The 20,456-nt window shown below is 39.8% G+C and carries 13 protein-coding genes; 11 read left to right on the forward strand and 2 right to left on the reverse strand.

Annotation, left to right across the window (positions count from 1 at the left end; genetic code table 11):
• Positions 1 to 13 precede the first annotated feature (13 nt).
• The 10 genes from DSM02_RS14450 to DSM02_RS14495 all read left to right on the forward strand — a co-directional run bounded on the left by DSM02_RS14450 (position 14) and on the right by DSM02_RS14495 (position 16,968).
• The gene (locus tag DSM02_RS14450) at positions 14 to 2,269 is read left to right on the forward strand and encodes a GH92 family glycosyl hydrolase (protein WP_128766276.1); all 2,256 of its coding nucleotides are present in this window, start codon (positions 14 to 16) and stop codon (positions 2,267 to 2,269) included.
• 1 nt (position 2,270) lies between these two features.
• Entirely contained in the window at positions 2,271 to 4,145 is a 1,875-nt protein-coding gene (locus tag DSM02_RS14455; protein ID WP_128766277.1) for a sodium:solute symporter family protein, read from the forward strand.
• A 48-nt stretch (positions 4,146 to 4,193) separates the two neighbouring features.
• Complete coding sequence (locus DSM02_RS14460; protein ID WP_128766278.1) at positions 4,194 to 5,165, forward strand: glycoside hydrolase family 130 protein; 972 nt, start codon at positions 4,194 to 4,196, stop codon at positions 5,163 to 5,165.
• Positions 5,166 to 6,227, forward strand: coding sequence for a carbohydrate-binding family 9-like protein (locus DSM02_RS14465; RefSeq protein WP_128766279.1), 1,062 nt, complete (start codon positions 5,166 to 5,168; stop codon positions 6,225 to 6,227).
• A 4-nt stretch (positions 6,228 to 6,231) separates the two neighbouring features.
• Positions 6,232 to 7,341: a glycoside hydrolase family 10 protein gene (locus tag DSM02_RS14470; protein WP_128766280.1), complete on the forward strand. Its 1,110-nt coding sequence runs from the start codon at positions 6,232 to 6,234 to the stop codon at positions 7,339 to 7,341.
• Between the two features lie 110 nt (positions 7,342 to 7,451).
• On the forward strand, positions 7,452 to 9,776 hold the full coding sequence (locus DSM02_RS14475; RefSeq protein ID WP_128766281.1) for a glycoside hydrolase family 20 protein: 2,325 nt from the start codon (positions 7,452 to 7,454) through the stop codon (positions 9,774 to 9,776).
• Between the two features lie 15 nt (positions 9,777 to 9,791).
• Complete coding sequence (locus DSM02_RS14480; RefSeq protein ID WP_128766282.1) at positions 9,792 to 12,026, forward strand: GH92 family glycosyl hydrolase; 2,235 nt, start codon at positions 9,792 to 9,794, stop codon at positions 12,024 to 12,026.
• A 190-nt stretch (positions 12,027 to 12,216) separates the two neighbouring features.
• On the forward strand, positions 12,217 to 14,148 hold the full coding sequence (gene nagB / locus DSM02_RS14485) for a glucosamine-6-phosphate deaminase (protein ID WP_128766283.1): 1,932 nt from the start codon (positions 12,217 to 12,219) through the stop codon (positions 14,146 to 14,148).
• A gap of 70 nt (positions 14,149 to 14,218) precedes the next feature.
• Entirely contained in the window at positions 14,219 to 16,039 is a 1,821-nt protein-coding gene (locus DSM02_RS14490) for a sodium:solute symporter family protein (protein WP_128766284.1), read from the forward strand.
• A gap of 80 nt (positions 16,040 to 16,119) precedes the next feature.
• The gene (locus DSM02_RS14495) at positions 16,120 to 16,968 is read left to right on the forward strand and encodes a BadF/BadG/BcrA/BcrD ATPase family protein (RefSeq protein ID WP_128766285.1); all 849 of its coding nucleotides are present in this window, start codon (positions 16,120 to 16,122) and stop codon (positions 16,966 to 16,968) included.
• Here the strand turns inward: DSM02_RS14495 and DSM02_RS14500 are convergent.
• On the reverse strand, positions 16,965 to 17,957 hold the full coding sequence (locus DSM02_RS14500) for a family 43 glycosylhydrolase (RefSeq protein ID WP_128766286.1): 993 nt from the start codon (positions 17,955 to 17,957) through the stop codon (positions 16,965 to 16,967). The two genes, DSM02_RS14495 and DSM02_RS14500, sit on opposite strands and share 4 nt — an antisense overlap.
• A 158-nt stretch (positions 17,958 to 18,115) precedes the next feature.
• On the opposite strand from DSM02_RS14500, the gene DSM02_RS14505 reads away from it, so the two are divergent.
• Positions 18,116 to 18,343 carry a hypothetical protein gene (locus DSM02_RS14505; RefSeq protein WP_128766287.1) on the forward strand — a complete coding sequence of 76 codons (228 nt, stop codon included), beginning with the start codon at positions 18,116 to 18,118 and terminating at the stop codon, positions 18,341 to 18,343.
• 141 nt (positions 18,344 to 18,484) lie between these two features.
• Here the strand turns inward: DSM02_RS14505 and DSM02_RS14510 are convergent, their stop codons facing one another.
• Positions 18,485 to 20,368: a tetratricopeptide repeat-containing sensor histidine kinase gene (locus DSM02_RS14510; RefSeq protein WP_128766288.1), complete on the reverse strand. Its 1,884-nt coding sequence runs from the start codon at positions 20,366 to 20,368 to the stop codon at positions 18,485 to 18,487.
• Positions 20,369 to 20,456 lie beyond the last annotated feature (88 nt).

Below are 20,456 nucleotides of genomic sequence, written 5' to 3' on the forward strand. Positions count from 1 at the left end.
AATAAGCGTACAAATGTTAACTAAAACAATTTTTTTACTGGGTTTAATTACACTTTTTTCGTGTAAAGAAAATCAGGAACCTTCTTCTAACGAAAAAGAAGACTTAAATCTTACAGCTTTTGTAGATCCTTTTATCGGTACCGGTGGTCACGGGCATACTTATCCTGGTGCAACAGTACCTTTTGGGATGGTACAGGTAAGTCCTGATAATGGGAGAAACGGGTGGGACTGGTGCTCAGGTTATCACTACTCGGATTCTATAGTGTCCGGTTTTAGCAATTTACATTTGAGCGGCACAGGTATTGGTGATCTTGCTGATATCTTATTTATGCCGGTAGCAGAAGAATTAGACCTTACCGGAACCTATGAAAATCCTCAGGATCGTCCCTACGCATCAACATATTCCCATAAGCGCGAGCGCGCAGAACCCGGTTATTATTCGGTTTATTTAGAAGATCCACAGATTAAAGTAGGACTTACCGCTACAAAGAGAACCGGTTATCAGCAATACAATTATGAGGGTGCAGGTGAAGCATCAGTAGTACTTGATCTGGGCTTTGCGATTAATTGGGATGCGCCTACAGAAACCGCTATCAAAATAGAAAATGAAACCACAATAAGCGGATACCGCCACAGTACCGGCTGGGCAAAAAATCAAAAAGTGTTTTTTGTTGCAGAGTTCTCTAAACCTATTGCTCGTCACAATTTGATTCAAGATAAAAAAGTTGTTGCTGCAGATAGCGTTGCCGGAAAAACTACCGCAGCGCAATTCTTTTTCAATATTGACGGAAGCCGCGATGTGATCGTGAAAGTTTCGGTTTCTTCGGTAAGTTTAGCAAATGCTAAAGAAAATTTTGCGGTTTCTGAAACTACAGATTTTGAAACTGCAAAAACGGATGCAAAGAAACTTTGGGAAGATCAATTAGAGCATGTTGTTGTAGAGACACCTACAGATTCTTTAAAAACCATTTTTTATTCGGCATTGTATCACACACAGATTGCTCCGGTAACGTTTAGTGATGTGAATGGAGAGTTTCGTCAGGAGAATGACAGTATTATAAAAGCAGATTTTACAGCATACTCCACACTTTCTCTTTGGGATACTTTCCGTGCCGAAAATCCGCTACTAACTCTTTTAGAGCCCGAAAAAGTAAGTGACATTGTAAATTCGATGTTGATGTATTACCAAGTACATAAGAGTTTACCGGTATGGACACTCTACGGAAATGAAACCAACACCATGACGGGTAATCACGCAATACCTGTGATTGCTGAAGCCTATTTTAAGGGAATAAAAGGTTTTGATGCGGAGCAAGCATTTGAAGCGATGAAAAACACGCAAATGCGTGATGAGCGCGGGCTTAAATTCTTAAAAGAGTACGGTTATATTCCTTATGATAAAATTGACGAAAGCGTCACTTTTAACCTGGAATACGCTTACAACGACTGGTGTGTGGCACAAATGGCTAAAGCACTGGGTCACGATAAAGATTATGAGTATTTCGCTGAGCGCTCCAGATCTTATGAAAAATTATACGATCCTGAGACCGGTTTTATGCGTGGTAAATCTTCTGCAGGAGCCTGGCATGAGCCTTTTGATCCTAAGTTTTCAAGACACCGCGAGAATACAGATTATACCGAAGGGAATGCGTGGCAACACAGTTGGTTTGTACTTCACGATACTGATAATTTTATAAAGCTTCACGGCGGTTCAGAACCATTTACAGCAATGCTTGAGCAATTGTTTACAGAGAGTTCTGAGATCACCGGGGATCATATTTCTAATGATATTTCTGGCTTAATTGGTCAATATGCTCATGGCAATGAGCCTAGTCATCATATCGCTTATTTATTTAACCGTGCAGGCAAGCCCTGGAGAACACAGTACTGGATAAATCAGATTTTAAAAACACAATACAACACAACGCCTAATGGCTTGAGTGGTAATGAAGATGCGGGACAGATGTCTGCCTGGTATGTATGGAGTTCTATGGGGCTTTACCCGTTTAATCCGGCAAGTGCGGCATATGAAATAGGGAGTCCGGTTTATGAGAAATCAACAATTAACCTTCCTTCCGGAAAAACCTTTACCATAGTTGCTGAGGGGGTTTCTCAAGAGAATTTTTACATACAATCAGCAACTCTTAACGGGAAAGATTTTAACCAAACCAGTATCACCCACAAGCAAATTATCGCCGGTGGTGAACTTAAATTAGTAATGGGAGCGAGGCCTAACAAAAGTTGGGGTGTAGTCACGCAGGCAGAATAATATGGATAGTATTGATGTTATAATTATTGCGCTTTATCTGCTGCTTACCATTGCGATTGGTGTATATGTGGCTAAAAAAGCTTCAAAGGGTTTAGATTCTTACTTTTTAGGTGGTAAAAGTATCAAGTGGTATTACTTGGGGCTGAGTAATGGTTCTGGGATGTTTGATGTGTCTGGGACTGCCTGGATGGTGGGGATTCTCTTTCTCTACGGCGTAAAGAGTTTTATGTTTATGTGGATGTGGCCCATTTTTAATCAGGTCTTTGTGATGATGTTTCTTGCCGTCTGGATCAGAAGATCTAATGTAATGACTGGTTCTGAGTGGATTTTATCTCGTTTTGGAGATGATAAAGCCGGGCGTGCTTCTCACCTGATTGTTGCCATTTTTGCAGTTGTTGCCTCGGTAGGATTTATAGCGTATTTCTTTGAAGGAGTAGGTAAATTTATGACGGTTATTCTTCCTTGGGATGTGAGCCTTGTCATCAATGATTTTATGTTGTTAAATTCTGAACAGGTATATGCGCTTATAATTATCGTATTAACTACGATTTATACCATTAAGGGTGGGATGTTCTCTGTGGTTTCTACCGAAGTCTTACAGTTTGGTATTATGGTGCTCGCGGGAATACTCGTTGCAGGCTATACCTTTTTTAAGTTTACCGATGCAGAGATCACGGCATTGATTCCTAATGAATGGACTAATATAGGTTTTGGTGCAGAACTTCCTGCCTTCTGGAAGGGTGACTTTGAAAGCTTTAATAAACTGATAGATACCCAAGGCTATAAGATGTTTGGCGCTTTTGTGGGGATGAGCCTTTTTAAAGGGTTTTTTGCAAGTATCGCCGGTCCTACACCTAGTTATGATATGCAACGTATTTTATCGACCAAAACGGCAAAAGATGCTGCTTATATGAGTGGTTTTACAAATTTGGTTTTGTTCATTCCAAGATATTTAATGATTGCGGCAATCGTGATTTTAGGGTTGGTCTATATCGCTCCAGAACTAGTAAAAGCAGGAGGAATTAGCAGTAACGACTTAGAGGTGATTCTTCCGCAGGTTATTAATAATCACGTACCCGTAGGAATAAAAGGACTTTTGTTAGCGGGGCTTCTTGCAGCCTTTATGTCTACCTTCTCGGCCTTTGTAAATGCAGGACCTGCATATATTGTTAACGATATTTATAAAAAATATTTCAAACCGGCAGCAACTGATAAGCACTATGTTAAAGCAAGCCACGTCGCTTCTTTTGCCGTGGTTATTTTAGGTGTGATAATGGGCTTTTTTGCAGATTCAATCAACTCGATTACCTTATGGATCACAAGTTCGCTTTACGGGGGTTATGTGGCTGCTAACTTTTTAAAATGGATCTGGTGGCGTTTTAACGGCTGGGGATATTTCTGGGGAATGTTGAGCGGGTTGATCATTGCCACGCTTCAGTTTTTGATAGATCAGGGCGCATCGAGTTATGCAGAAGGGAGTTTCTTGTACTGGTATTCACATATTCCGGCAATTTATTTATTTCCGGTGATCTTAATATTCTCACTTGTAGGTTCGTTTTTAGGAACTTGGTTAACTCCGCCTACAGCTTTAGCGACTTTGAAGAGTTTTTACACTTCGGTGCATCCGTGGGGGTGGTGGAAACCGGTGCGTGAGCAATTAACAGCAGAAGAGCAAGTAGGGAAGAACAAAGATTTTGGGCTGGATATGTTTAACTGTCTGGTGGGAATCGTCTGGCAATCTAGTATGATCTTACTGCCTATTTTCCTGATAGTTCGTGATTATGAAAAAACAGCAATTAGTTTATTGGCTTTTGGATTAACCAGCCTTATTCTAAAATTTACATGGCTTGATAGAGTCAAAAAACTAGAAAATTAAATAAAACAAATAGACGCCTTTTTAGGCTAAAAAATAGAATCCTTTTTTATGAGTACAACGCAAATTCCTTGGCAAGAGAGACCTGCAAACAGCACAGATGTGATGTGGCGTTATGATGCAAATCCTATTATAGATCGTTACGCGATCCCGAGTTCTAACAGTATTTTTAACTCTGCTGTAGTTCCTTTTGAAGATGGATTTGCCGGAGTCTTTAGATGCGATAACAAGGCGGTGCAGATGAATATCTTTGCCGGTTTTAGTAAAGACGGAATCAACTGGGATATCAATCACGATCCTATTGAGTTTGGAGCCGGAAATACAGAAATGCTCGAGTCTGATTACAAATACGATCCCCGGGTTTGTTTTATTGAAGACCGGTACTGGATTACCTGGTGTAATGGCTATCACGGGCCAACTATAGGAATTGGTTACACGTTTGATTTTAAAGAATTCTTTCAGTGTGAGAACGCCTTTCTTCCCTTTAACCGTAATGGTGTTTTGCTTCCGCAGAAAATAGACGGAAAATACGCCATGTTGAGCCGCCCAAGTGATAATGGGCATACACCTTTTGGAGATATTTACATCAGCTACAGTCCAGATATGAAATATTGGGGCGAGCACCGTTGTGTGATGAAGGTAGCTCCGTTTACAGAAAGTGCCTGGCAGTGTACAAAGATCGGCGCAGGGCCGGTACCTATTTTGACTGACGAAGGTTGGTTGTTATTTTATCACGGGGTGATCAATACCTGTAACGGTTTCAGATATTCAGTAGGAGCTGCAATTTTAGATAAAGACAGTCCGGACAACGTATTATACCGAAGTCAACCTTATTTATTGGGACCGGCAGCACCCTATGAGTTGGTGGGAGATGTACCTAATGTTTTGTTTCCTTGTGCGACCTTACATTCAGTAGAAGAAGATAAAGTTGCTTTATACTATGGGGCTGCAGATACGGTAACTTCGGTGGCTTTTGGTAAATTGAGCGAAATATTAGATTTCGTAAAAAATAATAGTTTATAAATGATGGAAAACAGGATTGCTCTTCTGCTTCTTTTGATAGGATTTTTTGGCTTTGCCCAGCAAACGCCACCACGTTCTTATGTAGCGCATCACATAGATATGCCGCTTCAGATAGATGGTAAGGCTAATGAGGAAGTTTGGAAAGAGGCACCTTTTTCAGAATCATTTATAGACATAGAAGGCGTCAAAATCCCAAAGTATCAAACGCAAGTAAAAATACTTTGGGATGATGAGAATCTGTATTTCTATGCAGAGCTGAAAGAGCCGCATATCTGGGCGACTTTAAAGCAACGCGACACCGTTATTTTTTACAATAATGACTTTGAGATCTTTATAGATCCTGATGGCGATACCCATAATTACTATGAGTTTGAGATGAATGCGCTCAACACGGTATGGGATTTACTGTTGGTGAAACCCTATCGGGAATCAGCTCCGGTTCTAGACAGCTGGGATATACAGGGGTTAAAAACAGCGGTTTCTATAAATGGAACGTTGAATGATGCTTCTGATATAGATAAAAGCTGGAGTGTAGAGATCGCGATGCCGTGGGAAGTTTTAAAAGAAGCTAGTGGTAGTAATGAATTGCCGGTAGAGAAGTTTTGGCGTATTAACTTCTCTCGGGTTAACTGGGATCATGAGTTGGATAACGGAGTTTACAGCCGTAAAAAAGATGAATCGAGTAATTTTTTACCAGAATACAACTGGGTTTGGTCTCCACAAGGAGTCATCAATATGCATGAGCCTGAGCATTGGGGGTATGTGTATTTCTCATCAAAACCAGTTTCAGAAAAAGTAAGCTTTAGTATTCCGCAGGATGAGCAAATCCGTTGGAAATTATACGAATCCTACCGCGCTCAAAAAGCGTATTGGTCAACTCATAAATCTTGGGCAACAGATTTAAAAGCAATTGGTACAACCCGTTTTGACCTTGAAGGAAAAGAACTTATCCCATCTCTAGAAAACTACAGTCAAGGTTGGGTGATAACCGTAAAAAGTCCATTTTCGGGTAAGCTGTATAGCATTAGAGAAGACGGGAAATATTCAGAAATAAATCAATAATACTATGAAATTTAAACACTTATTTTTAATACTTGTAGCAGTAGTGGCTACAACTTCTTGCATAGATAATATACATCCTGCAGGTAGCAAAAAAGAGAACGAAAAAACAGCTGAAGTCTCTGAGGATTTTAAATTGTGGACGTGGATGACCGCCGATGCTTCAAGAACTGATGAATCGTATACTGAAGAGTTTAAAAAATATGCAGCTAACGGTCTTGATGCGGTGTTGATCAACACCAATGCAGATGCAGATTTGCTGGCGCGTATGACACCTTTAGCAACTGCCGAAGGTCTCGAAGTACACGCCTGGATGTTTACGATGAACCGCCCGGGAGATAGTATCGCTATGAAGCATCCCGAATGGTATGTGGTTAATCGCAACGGTGAATCGAGTTTTGAAAAGCGCCCTTATGTAGACTATTATCAGTTTTTATGTCCTACACGTAAAGAATCACGTGAGCACGTCTTGAGCCTGGTCGACAAAATGAGTAAGGTAGAAGGGATTACTAGTTTTCACCTGGATTACATTCGCTATCCTGATGTTTATTTGCCCATAGGTTTATTGCCTAAATATGATTTGGTACAAGATACTGAGCTTCCTGAATTTGATTTCTGTTATTGCGATGCGTGTATTGCTAAATTTGAAGAAGAGCATCACAAAAACCCATTAGAGTCACACAATACAGCGATTGATATGGAGTGGAAGCAATTCCGTTTAAATCAGATCAAAGCGGTGGTTGATGAGGCTTATGAAGTGGCGCATAAAAACGGAAAGTTGTTAACAGGAGCGGTTTTTCCGTATCCAGAAATGGCAGACCATATGGTGCGTCAGCGTTGGGATAAATGGAATATAGATGTGGTTTTACCTATGATCTACCACAACTTTTATAATGAAGAAATAGACTGGATTGGGTTTGCAACCGGTCAAGGTGTAAAGGACCTTGAAGGAACCGATACCGAGTTACACACCGGTATTTATGTTCCGGAAATGAGTCCGGAAGATTTGGAGAAAGCAATTCAACTCGCAAAAGATAACGGTGCAAAAGGAGCGGCATTCTTTGACGGAAACGCGCTTACAGATGCGCAACTTGCAGTGATCAAAGCAGCAAACTAAAAAAGCCGATTGGCTTTGCTTTTAAGCCTGGGCAAATGTCCGGGCTTTTTATCTTAATTGAGAGAGCCGAGTTCTTAAAAATTGAAGGGTAAAAATAGAATTCAAAATATATGAAATGGATTAAACTAGTAGTTGTCGTTGTAGCTTCAGTCTTAATTAGCTGTGCCGAAAAAGAGAATCCGTCGTTTACACAAAATGATCTGGTTTTGATTCCGCAGCCTAAATCTTTAACGTTAAATTCCGGTAGTTTTAAAATAGATGCTCACACACAATTTGTAATTGCTGATGATAGTTTGCAGGTGGTAACCGGGATTTTAAATGATTTGTTTGAGAAGTCTGCAGGTTTCAAATTAGATATATCAAACACCGGTGATGAAAATACCATTCAATTGTTGCAAAATACTGAGCTTGAAGAAGAAGCTTACAAACTTGATGTTACGCGTGAAAAAGTAATTCTGGAAGCCAATTCTAGACTGGGTTTTGTTTATGGGCTAGAGACCATTCGTCAGTTGCTTCCTGCAGCGATTGAAAGCAGTTCTAAAGTTTCAGATCTTAAACTTTATATTCCTAATGTGAGTATTGCCGATACTCCGCTATACCCCTATCGTGGAAGTCACTTAGATGTTTCCCGTCATTTCTTTGGGAAAGAATACATCAAAAAGCATTTAGATCGAATGGCTTTTTTAAAACTGAATACCTTCCATTTTCATCTGGTAGATGATCAAGGTTGGAGAATCGAAATTAAAAAATACCCAAAGCTTACTGAAGTTGGCGGTTTTCGGGTAGATCAGGAAAATAAACCTTGGAACGCGCGTACTCAAAATGATCCGGAAAACGAAGCGACTTACGGGGGATTTTATACCCAAGAAGATATTAAAGAGATTGTTTCTTATGCCAGCGATAAAGGTATTCGCGTGATCCCGGAGATTGAAATGCCTGCCCACGTGATGAGCGCGATTGCTGCTTACCCGTGGTTGTCTTGTAAAGACGAGCCTATTGCGGTTCCGTCTGGCGGCGTGTGGCCTATAACCGATATTTATTGCGCAGGAAAAGAATCTACTTTTGAATTTCTAGAAGATGTTTTGACTGAAGTAATGGAACTTTTTCCTGATGAATATATTCATGTGGGAGGTGACGAAGCGACAAAAACAAATTGGGAAACTTGTCCGCATTGTCAGCAGCGTATGCGAGAAGAAGATCTTGCTGATACCGGCGAGTTGCAAAGCTATTTTATGAAACGTATGGAGGGCTTTCTAAGCGAGCACAACAAAACCTTAATTGGTTGGGACGAGATCTTAGAAGGTGGTTTACCTGAAAAAGCAACCGTGATGAGTTGGAGGGGGTTTCAAGGCGGATGGGAAGCTACAAAAGCTGGGCACGATGTGATCATGACACCGGTGAGTTATATGTATTTTGATTATTATCAGGGTAATCCTGATAACGAGCCGGTGGCGTTTAATGCCTTTCTTCCGTTAGAAAAAGTGTATGAATTTCGCCCGACGATAGATTCTATGAGCGTGGAGCAGAAGAAGCACGTTTTAGGCGGTCAGGCCAATCTTTGGTCAGAATATGTTACTACAGAATCGCATTCAGAATATATGTTGTTTCCTCGGCTATTTGCTTTGTCTGAAACCTTGTGGAGTCCTGAAGAAAAATTGGATTGGAATGCTTTTTCTCAACGCGTTCGTAAACTGATGCAACGGTTTGATGTGATGGGGATCAATTATGCAAAAAGTGCCTTTGCGGTTCAGCCAGAATCAGAGATTAATTTAGAGACCGGTAAAATTACAATCGCGTTGCAATCTGAATTTCCGAATACTCAAATTAGATTCGCTTTGGGAGATTCAGAGTTGAATGCTGACTCAGAAGTTTACAGCAACCCTATATCTTTTGATAGTACGACTTCGGTTAGTGCAGCAGTTTTTGAAGACGGGAAGCTTATGGGTGCTAAAATGCAAAAATATTTTGACTTTCATGAAGCGGTTGCAAAGCCAGTTACCTATAAATTTGAATACAATGCGAGTTATCCGTCAACTGGTAAAACCGCACTTGTAGATGTGCTGCGCGGAAGCAAATATTTTAAAGACGGTCGCTGGCAGGGGTGGATTGGTGATCCTGCGGTAATTACCATAGATCTTGAGAAAGCAAAAAAAGTACGCGAGATAACTATAGGAAGCCTTGAGGAACAAGGAACGGGAATTTATTTTCCACAACAAATACAGGTTGAAGTTTCTCAGGATGGTAAAACCTTTGAAGATGTAGCGAAAATGGAACGCGCTTTTGAATCCAATTCAGAAGCAAAGATTGAGAATTTTAAACTGAAATTTGAGACCAGAAAAGGCATTCAATTTATTCGGGTGACTGTAGAGCCCCTGGCAAAGACCCCAAATGGAGGTGGAGCCTGGTTATTTTTAGATGAAATTCTAGTTAACTAAGAGAAATACAACAGTATGATTTTACATAAAAAAGCAACTCTTTTTATAGGATTGTTGATTGGCTTTTTCGCGAAAGCGCAAACACAAGATTTTACACACTACGTGAATCCATTTATCGGGACTTCAAATTTTGGAGCGACTAATCCTGGAGCGATTGCTCCACGAGGTATGGCGAGTGTTTCGCCATTTAATGTGGCAGGAAGGCAAAATGTTTTAGAAAAAGACAGTCGCTGGTTGTCTAACCCCTATGTGAATGAAAATACCTTTTTAACCGGTTTTAGTCACGTAAATATGAGTGGAGTTGGTTGCCCAGATCTTGGGGTGATCCTAAGTATACCTACTACCGGAGAACTTCAAACAGATCATTTAGAATACGGAACCACTTATACCAATGAAGTTGCAAAGCCCGGTTATTATTCGGTTGAATTGGATAAGTACAACGTAAAAACCGAATTAACGGCCAGCACCCGCGTAGGTGTAAGTCGTTATAGTTTTCCTGCCGGGAAAGCAAATCTACTACTCAATCTTGGGCTGGGTTTAACTAACGAGCAAGGCGCTGTGCTTAAATTTAATTCACCTACGGAAGTAGAAGGTTATCGCATGGTAGGTTCATTTTGTTACAACAATGTCGAGAGTGCATATCCTATTTATTTTGTAGCCCGCATTTCTGAAACACCGGCTAATTACGGGATTTGGGATAAACCTGCAAAATACGACGGGGTAGAAGCACAATGGATGGGCTACAACGGCAAAACACGTCTTAAAGAGCAATTTATGCGCGAGGTGGTAGGTGATAGTATAGGAGCTTATTTTAAGTATGATTTTGATAAGCCTACACAGGTTGTTATGAAGATTGGTATCTCGTATGTGAGTGTTGCTAATGCACGTGAAAACCTGGATGAAGAAGTGGGTGACGCTTCTTTTGATGCGGTTTATAAGCAAACAAAACAGGCCTGGAATGATAAATTAAGCGTTGTTGAAGTTGAAGGCGGAAGTGTAGATGATAAAACTATTTTCTACACGGGTTTGTATCACACTCAGATTGCTCCTAGTATCTTAAATGATAGCAATGGCGAATACCCCGCGATGAAAACCCGCGCAGTAAAACATACTGAAGGAACGCGCTACACCGTTTTTTCTCTTTGGGACACGTACCGCAATTATCATCAGTTGATGAGTTTATTGTATCCACAGGAGCAATTAGATATGGTAAATTCAATGTTGGATATTTACGATCAGAATGCTTGGTTGCCCAAGTGGGAACTTAATGCCACCGAAACGTTCACAATGGTGGGTGACCCGGCTGCAGTGGTTTTAGCAGATACCTATGCACGCGGAATCACAGATTTTGATGTTGATAAAGCCTATAAAGCAATGCTGAAAAGTGCCGATACTCGCGAAGGAAATCCGTTGAGACCGGGATTGGGAGAATACATTGATAATGGATATGTAAGTGTTGATTCTGATGTTGCAGGCCCCGTTTCTACGACGCAGGAATACAATATTGCAGATTATGCGATAGCTCAATTAGCGGAAATATTAGGCAAGAAACAGGATGCAAAGCGGTTTACAAAACGCGCACTTTCTTATAAGAAAATGTACAATAAGGACTCCCGCTTTTTACAGCCTAAAATGAGTGATGGCAGTTGGTACGAACCTTTTGACCCATTAGCCGGTGCAAACTTTACAGAAAATCCTGGTTTTATAGAAGGGAATGCGTGGCAATATTTATTTATGCAACCTCACGATATTAAGGGGATGATTAAGTTAATGAGTGGTGAAAAGAAGTTTGAAGAAAAACTAGACGCTCTTTTCGCCGAAGATCAGTTTGATATGGCAAACGAACCTGATATTTCATACCCGTTTTTGTATAATTATCTACCGGGTAAAAGTTATAAGACTCGTGAGAAAGTAGCAGAACTAATCGATACGTATTTCACCAATAAACCTGCAGGTCTTCCTGGTAATGATGATACGGGGACTATGAGTGCTTGGCTTGTTTATGCGATGATGGGCTTTTATCCAATGACTCCGGGAGAAGCGACTTATACTTTGTCTGAACCGCAATTTGATACGGTGAGAATTCATTTAAACCCTGATTTTTACAGTAACAAAACGCTAACTATTAAAAACCAATCTACAAGAAATAACTATAAAACAGCGACTTTTAAAGTAAACGGTAAAGCGCTGAACAATAGTCAGGTGATGCATAAAAACTGGGTAGAAGCCGGGGAGATTATTTTTGAGTAACTCCTACTAGTACAACTTTAAGGTGTTATTTAGCTTCTTAAAGCCGTTGTCTATCGAATCTTTTTTGAAATAGTTAATAAAATTGGGAATTTCATCTTCAGAAAGCCTGATAGTGTCGTTAGAAGATGTAAAATTTTGAAAAATAGTGGGTTTTCTGGGTAGTTAAAGATTGAAAAGTTATTCAATAGATATGGAACTAAAGGTTAAAGATTCGACGTTGATTAAATATGAACCCGCTGGTAAGTTTGAGGAGACTCGTTTTGAGAAGATACACAACATCAGTTTTGAACAATCAACACAGGCTTCGGCTATTGTAGCTCAGGAGATCGCTGATTTGATCCGCAGCAAAGAAGCTGCCGGTGAGAAATGCGTATTGGGTCTTGCTACGGGATCGTCCCCAATAAATGTGTATGCCGAACTGGTGCGTATGCATAAAGAAGAAGGGTTGAGTTTTAAGAATGTGATCACCTTCAATCTGGATGAATACTGGCCGATGGATAAGTCTGATGTGCAGAGTTACCAGTATTTTATGCACGAGCATTTATTCAACCACGTGGATATTCCTGCCGATCAGGTAAACATTCCGGACGGAACTATCGCTCAGGAAGAGGTTAAGCCGTTTTGCATTGCTTACGAAGCTAAAATAAAAGCAGCCGGCGGACTGGATTTTCAACTTTTGGGAATTGGTCGTACGGGGCATATTGGTTTTAATGAACCGGGTTCGCATTTCAACTCGGGTACCCGAATGATTACTTTGGATTACTTAACCCGTGCCGATGCGGCGGGATCGTTTAGAGGAATTTCCAACGTTCCTAAAAAGGCGATTACAATGGGGATCAATACCGTATTGAATGCCAAACGCATTGTGCTATTGGGATGGGGTCAGAATAAAGCCGAAATTTTAAAAGAAACTATAGAAGGTGAGATATCTTCAATTGTTCCGGCAACCTATTTGCAGGAACACGAGAATACCACTTTTGTACTCGATGATGCAGCTGCTTCAGAATTGACCCGTGTTAAAACCCCGTGGTTGGTAGGTACTTGTGACTGGACCAAAGAATTGACAGCAAAGGCTGTTTTCTGGTTGTGTCAAAAGACCAACAAAACAATTTTAAGCCTTACCGACAAAGATTATAACGACCACGGAATGTCTGATCTGCTTGCCTTGCAAGGTTCTGCATACAACCTGAACATTGAGATGTTCAATAAGCTGCAGCATACCATCACCGGATGGCCCGGCGGTAAACCCGGGGCTGATGACACCAATAGACCGGAGCGTGCCGAACCGGCAAAGAAACGGGTGATTATCTTCAGTCCGCACCCTGATGATGATGTGATCTCTATGGGAGGTACCTTTGACCGCCTGGTAGAGCAGGGCCACGAAGTACATATCGCCTACCAGACTTCAGGAAATATAGCCGTAAGCGATACTGAGGCCCTAAAATTTGCTGAAGTTTCCGCGCTAATGGGTAATAACGACTGCGAGCGTTTCAGTAAAATTGCAGAACAGATTAAGAACAAACAACGTAACGAGATCGATCCGGTTGAAGTACGTCAGTTAAAAGGCCTGATCAGACGTTGCGAATCACTGGGTGCCACGCGTTTTGAAGGCGTTCCTGATGAGCAGGTACACTTTTTAGACCTTCCGTTTTACGAAACCGGTGGAATCAAGAAGAACCCGATGTCTCAGGAAGATGTAAATATTGTAAACGAACTTATTTCAACGGTAAAACCCCATCAGATTTATGCTGCCGGCGACCTCGCTGATCCACACGGGACGCATAAAGTATGCCTCAATATCATTTTTGAATCGCTGGAGCAACTCAAACAGGAAAAGTATATGAACGATTGCTGGGTGTGGTTATACCGCGGCGCGTGGCATGAGTTTGAGATGCACGAGATCGAAATGGCTGTGCCGATGAGTCCGGATCAGGTACTTAAAAAACGTCAGGCCATTTTTTACCACCAGTCCCAAAAAGACGGGGTGATGTTTCAGGGGGAAGATTTACGAGAATTCTGGGTACGTGCTGAAGATAGAAATAAAGAAACCGCACAGAAGTATCGGGCGTTAGGTCTTGCAGAGTATGCCGCGATGGAAGCCTTTATGCGCTATCATTTCTAAAAATTAAAAGTACCTTACTGCCCCAGATAGTAATAGTAATAACAATAATAATAGAAATAATAAGTAAAGTATGGTAGCTCTAGAAACACTTGATTATGCCATTATCATTGGCTTTTTTGCAATAACCTTGATTATTGGGCTTTTGGTTGCAAAAAAATCGGGTAAGAGCTCCTCAGAATATTTTCTTTCGGGTAGAAATATGCCGTGGTGGCTTTTAGGTATTTCTATGGTAGCTACCACCTTTTCAACCGATACTCCAAACCTGGTAACCGATATTGTACGGAATCAGGGCGTAAGCGGTAACTGGGTGTGGTGGGCGTTTTTGATCACCGGTTTACTTACCGTTTTTGTATACGCTAAACTCTGGAGGAAGTCTGAAGTCAATACCGATATTGAATTTTACGAATTGCGTTACGGCGGAAAACCTGCGAAGTTTTTACGTGGTTTTCGGGCTGTGTATTTAGGTGTGATTTTTAACGTGCTTGCGATGAGTGCCGTGACTTTAGCTGCGATCAAGATCGGGCAGATTATGCTGGGATTAACACCCCTGGAAACCATAGGTTATGCCGGATTGGTAACCGTGATATTCAGTACCATTGGTGGATTTAAAGGCGTGGTGTATACCGATTTCATACTGTTTTTTGCAGCGATGGCCGGGGGTATCGGTGCAGCGTATTATTGTGTCAACCTGCCGGAAGTAGGCGGTATGACCGGACTGATGAATAGTCCGCAGGTGATAGATAAGATCAATATTTTGCCTGATTTTGATGATACCAGTACGTTGATAACCCTGCTGATTATTCCGCTTGCCGTACAATGGTGGAGCGCCTGGTATCCGGGAGCTGAGCCCGGTGGCGGTGGGTATATCGCCCAGCGTATGCTGGCTGCAAAGGATGAGAATCACGCCATAGGCGCCACCTTTTTCTTTAACGCATTGCATTACGCTTTGCGCCCATGGCCGTGGATTCTGGTAGCTCTGGCTTCGCTGGTGGTTTATCCGGATATAGCCAGTATTCACGAAGCTTTTCCCAATATTGTAGAAAGTAAACTGGGAGATGATTTAGCCTATTCAGCAATGCTGACGAAGCTACCAACCGGACTTTTAGGTCTGGTTATGGCCTCGCTTATTGCGGCTTATATGTCTACAATATCCACCCATTTAAACTGGGGGTCATCGTATGTGGTCAATGATTTTTATGCCCGTTATGTAAAGCCTAAAGCTTCCCAAAAAGAACTGGTTAATGTAGGACGAATTTCAACGGTACTGTTGATGGTAGTAAGTTCTGCCTTGGCACTGGTGCTTACTAATGCTTATCAGTTGTTCAATATAATTTTGATGTTCGGGGCAGGTACCGGTCTCATTTTTATTTTACGCTGGTTCTGGTGGCGCATCAATGCCTGGAGTGAGATTTCAGCGATGTTCTCTTCAGGGATTATCTCCATCCTGTTCAACTTTACTTCTCTAGGTGTCGTTCTTTTCGGTACAGCAGAAGCAGATGGTGTGTTGCCTAATTGGTCTACCTATCCTGTTATTGTATTGCTTACTTCTGTTGTTTGGCTTTCGGTTACCTTTTTGACCAAACCTGAGAAAGACAAGACTCTATTTGATTTTTACAAACAGACACAGCCCGGTGGTCCCGGTTGGGCGCGCATTCTTACAAAAGCGCGTAGTGCGGGAGCTGCTTTAGTAACGACCAATCAAAAATGGTCTGTACCGGCAGGAATATTGGCTACCCTTGTAGGTTGTGTTACAATATATGGTGCACTGTTCAGCACCGGATACTGGATCTATGGTTATTATACCAAGGCCAGCATCCTAACGCTACTCACGCTGATTGCAACTGTAGTTCTGGTGAAACTATGGCAGCGCATTAAAACGAGAGTTTTTTGAGTTTTTTTAAATTGTTTCTGGTGAAAAGAGGGCGTCTGCAAAAAATGGCGCCCTTTTATTATTAATCTAATTTTTCTTTAATGATTTTAATTGCCGAAAGTGGATCTACCAAATGTGACTGGCGGATAATTGATAAAACTAAATCAGTCCTGCATCAATTTCAGACTTTGGGCATTAACCCTATGGTATTGGGTTCTAGAGAACTTAAAAAGGTCTTAGAAAACGAAAAAGCATTAGCTAATAATAAGGAGCAAATTGAAAAAATCTATTTTTTTGGTGCCGGTTGCGGAACGCCGGAGACCGACGAAAAACTAAAAAAGATTCTTCAAGATTTTTTCAGTCCTGATATCCAAATTCAGATAAAAGGTGATCTCGATGCTGCTGTAGAAGCAGCTACTACCCAATCCGGTATCGTTTGTATTTTAGGAACGGGATCTAACTGCTGCTTTTTTGATGGAACCAAAATAATTCAGAAAAACCCTTCTTTAGGATATATGCTAGGAGACGAAGGTAGCGGGAACGCAATCGGTAAAGCTTTACTTAAAGCCTATTTTAACCAGTTGATGCCTGTAACACTTCAAGCTAAATTTGAAACCACTTTTACTCCGCAATTGGAAGAGGTTTTGATACAATTATATCAGAGACCGTTTCCTAATAAATATCTGGCAGGATTTGCGAGATTTGCTATAGAAAACAGGAATAAGCCTTTTATAAACTTGATGTTAAACCAAGAACTTAAAAAATTTATAGATAAGCAATTGTATGCCTATCAGGAAGAGCTTAAAAAATACCCTACACACTTTATAGGATCTATAGCGTATTACACTCAAGATCTTATTATCGAGGAGTTTAAAAATAGGGATTATCAGATAGGTACATTTATTAAAAGTCCTATAGACCAATTAACCCAGTCCATTATTCAGGATTAAAACGGTGCTATCCCTGATGGTTTTACTTTTTCAATAAGTCCGTCTTTAGTAAAGTTCAAACTATCAACACACAATTCGCGAAGCAAATCTGTAGATTCTGGTGAGTTTGCAGAATGCCTGTGGTAAAGGATATAATCCTGTCCTTCTTTTGAAAATACCGTATGATGCCCAGGACTATAGGTTATAGAATCTGAAGCAGTACTTAAGATAGGGCTTGTTTCAGCCTCCTTAAATGGGCCAAACGGATTATCCCCCATTGCATAACGCACTTTGTAGGTGTCTTCGATAACTTTTCCGTCAGAATACATTAAATAGTAGATACCATTTCTTTTTATCATTACTGGAGCTTCAAAATAATTTTCTGGTGTAACATCCTTAATTTCTCCATCAAATGTGATCATATCTTCTTTGAGCTTAACCACAAAACAATGACCGTTCACCCAATTCAGCCCAGAGCCCCAGTATAAATAAGCTTGCCCGTCATCATCAATAAATGCTTCCGCATCTATCATATGATACTCCGGAAATAGATCTCGTGTAATCAAAGGTGTATTATCTTCCTTTGCATTTTGCCAAGGTCCTTCAGGGCTTTTAGCCACTCCTGCCCAGACTTCACTACCTACAGAAACATACATATAGTAATTCCCATTTTTAGCTTTAACAACCGAAGGAGCCCAGACCATAGACCCGTTTGAAGTAGGACTGGTACAAGCTTCTTTAGTAGGCCAGTTTAATTCTTTTAATTCCCAACTCTTAAAATCTGAAGATTCTAAAAAAGCTAAATCATCTTTTCCCCAAGGATCTTTAGTAGCGTATATGTAAAATTTGCCATCTTCCTGAACTATTGAAGGATCTGCATAATAGCCATCAAGGATGGGGTTCGCAATTATTGTGTCAGTGACAACTTGTGACTCTTGTGCTTCCTTTTTTTCAGTTTTACAACCAGCTAATATATTTGTGATCAGTAAAGCGGTAATAATCTGCTTCATAAGAATTGAAATGATATTTTCTATAAAAATAAATAAAAGAAATTAATATGTAGTACATAATTTAAAAATGATCTTGTTAAGATTTTTAATCACGATATGTATCCTTTCTTGAAACGCTTTTGATTAATTACCTTTAAGCTTCACTCAGAATTAAAAAAATGCTTCAGCTACAATTACCCAATCATAATGAGTTTAATATTTTAGAAGAGCGTGTCAAAAGCATGCTCATTCCTTCTGAAATCAGCGTTGTTTCAACACTACTATACCCTAAATTACAGGACGATAAACATATCACGGAAGGCTTAGAAGCTATTAATAAATATCTTGACGAGCTCGAGAAATTCACAAAACAATGGTACGCCTGTCGTTGCGATATGTTTCCATAAGGAAGACAGTTAAAACTTATTTTTTACGCTAAAGCCCTAATAAATCTACTCGAACTATACTCTTCCTTTCGCTTAGTAATTTTGGTTCAAAACGATGAACAACCGCGAGCTATTCAATAACAAACTCAAGCAAGCTAAAACTCAATCTTTTTTGAATGATATTCTAAATTCTGTTCCTTTTCCCGGATTACTCTTGATATCTAATTTAGCTTCATTCAGCTCTAAAAATTGCTTAACCATCATAAGCCCCAGCCCAGTTCCAGTTTCCATACCTGTACCTAAATTAGATAGAATCTGCTCTTGCGACAACTTTAATTCTTCGATCTTTTCTTTTGAGATACCGGTACCTTGATCTATAATGATAAGGGTAACAAAATTTTCATCTACCAGATATTTTATAAAAATATCCTTACCGCTGTAAGAGAATTTCAGGGCATTTGAGATCAAATTGTGTAAAATCACAGATAAATGTCCCTTATCAACTTTTATTTTAGGTATAAACTCTGGTTCTTCAACCTTAATCTTTATGTCTTTAAAGTTTGCTCCTGCTTTATAAATTTCTATAACGGTCAACACGTTAGAGGGTAAATCTACCACAACGGGATTTACCAAAACTCCGTCTAATTGCGAATGAGACCACTGTAATAAATTGTCTATCATCACTAAAGTCGCATTGACCTGTTCTTTCAACTTACTGTTAAGAATTTTAAAATCCTCCGGACTTATCATCTCAGATTCATTCATAGCTAGTAATTGCTGAATGGAGAGTATGGGCGATCTTAAATCGTGAGATATTATCGCAAAAAGTTTATCCTTATTTGCGTTAAGACTATCTAAAGCTATGTTGCGCTTGAGAATGATCTCGTGATTTCGTTCAATAACTTCATTCTTTTGACGTAATTCTTCTGAAAAAACTTCCTTTTGCCTTGAATTTTTCCAAATTAGAAAAAGGATTACCACAAGTAGAATCGCCAATAGTATAACTCCAAAAAGCTGTAATCGTGTAAGTGCAAGTTCTTTTTCTTTTAAAATGACCTCATCGTTTAGTCGCTTATTTTCTAACTCTTTTTCTTCAAGATGCATAATATTAACCTGCTGTGCAGTTTTTATGCTATATAGCGAATCCCGGTATTTTTGGTTTATACTGAGCGATTCAAATGCCGCTTCCAGATTATTTTGAGCTTTGTAGATATTTGATAATATTGCGGTATTTCTTTCTAAATCCCATATTGATTCTGATCCTTTAGCAAAGGCTACAGCTCGCAGAGCATATTTTTCTGCAAGATTTATTTCACCAAGTTCTAGATAAGCTTGAGCTACCCCGGCATAAGCATAAGATTTCTCCCAATCATTAGCATTCATACTATCTTTTATAACCTCCTGATGATAGTTTAAAGCTTTAGAATATTTTTTTTGCTGAAATGCAACTTCTCCTGATTTATTGTAATAGTGATGTTTAATCCCGGTTAGATCATAACGCTCTGCGACTACAAAAGCCTTATTGAGTACTTTCTCTGCATTCGCATAATCATTCAATTCCAAATAAGAAATTCCCTGATTTATATACGCAGAGCCTGTCAATTGAGGTTTCTCTATTTTTTCATAAATGCGTAAAACTTGCTCGAATATCTTTAGCGCCTCAGTATGTCTATCTATCGCTTGAATTACTAATCCCTGCCCCTTCAATGATTTAGCAATTCCTTCACCATTTTTTGACTTTCTGTATAAGTCTAAAGCATCTAAAAAATGTGTAAGAGAATCATCGTACTCACCTTTGATATAATAAATCCATCCAGCAGCGTATAAAACTTCCGCAGTTAGCGAAGAGTCTTTTAGTTCAAGAGATTCCTTATAAGCTTTACTTAATAATCCCAGAGCACCAGAATAGTCTTTGTATACAAGTTCTTTTGATTCTTCTATTTGTTTATAAACAAGATCTCTATCAATATTTTGCCGAAAAATGTTTGCGGAAAGAGAAGTAGAAATACTGAATGTAAGAAAGAAAAAAACTAAGGTGTACTTCATTTTAGTCACTCTAAACTGTATTTGTTATATTTATGTTAAAGCTAGAAAAATAAATTACTTTACAAAAAATTCTATTGATTTTATATTA

The organism is Leeuwenhoekiella polynyae, assembly GCF_004104075.1.
Classification (GTDB): domain Bacteria; phylum Bacteroidota; class Bacteroidia; order Flavobacteriales; family Flavobacteriaceae; genus Leeuwenhoekiella; species Leeuwenhoekiella polynyae.

Coding starts and splice junctions, on each gene's coding strand:
- DSM02_RS14500 (WP_128766286.1), bottom strand. CDS start 17,957: ATGAAGCAGATTATTACCGCTTTACTGATCACAAATATATTAGCTGGT.
- DSM02_RS14465 (WP_128766279.1), top strand. CDS start 5,166: ATGATGGAAAACAGGATTGCTCTTCTGCTTCTTTTGATAGGATTTTTT.
- DSM02_RS14455 (WP_128766277.1), top strand. CDS start 2,271: ATGGATAGTATTGATGTTATAATTATTGCGCTTTATCTGCTGCTTACC.
- DSM02_RS14470 (WP_128766280.1), top strand. CDS start 6,232: ATGAAATTTAAACACTTATTTTTAATACTTGTAGCAGTAGTGGCTACA.
- DSM02_RS14510 (WP_128766288.1), bottom strand. CDS start 20,368: ATGAAGTACACCTTAGTTTTTTTCTTTCTTACATTCAGTATTTCTACT.
- DSM02_RS14480 (WP_128766282.1), top strand. CDS start 9,792: ATGATTTTACATAAAAAAGCAACTCTTTTTATAGGATTGTTGATTGGC.
- DSM02_RS14495 (WP_128766285.1), top strand. CDS start 16,120: ATGATTTTAATTGCCGAAAGTGGATCTACCAAATGTGACTGGCGGATA.
- DSM02_RS14450 (WP_128766276.1), top strand. CDS start 14: ATGTTAACTAAAACAATTTTTTTACTGGGTTTAATTACACTTTTTTCG.
- DSM02_RS14505 (WP_128766287.1), top strand. CDS start 18,116: ATGCTTCAGCTACAATTACCCAATCATAATGAGTTTAATATTTTAGAA.
- DSM02_RS14475 (WP_128766281.1), top strand. CDS start 7,452: ATGAAATGGATTAAACTAGTAGTTGTCGTTGTAGCTTCAGTCTTAATT.
- DSM02_RS14490 (WP_128766284.1), top strand. CDS start 14,219: ATGGTAGCTCTAGAAACACTTGATTATGCCATTATCATTGGCTTTTTT.
- DSM02_RS14460 (WP_128766278.1), top strand. CDS start 4,194: ATGAGTACAACGCAAATTCCTTGGCAAGAGAGACCTGCAAACAGCACA.
- nagB (WP_128766283.1), top strand. CDS start 12,217: ATGGAACTAAAGGTTAAAGATTCGACGTTGATTAAATATGAACCCGCT.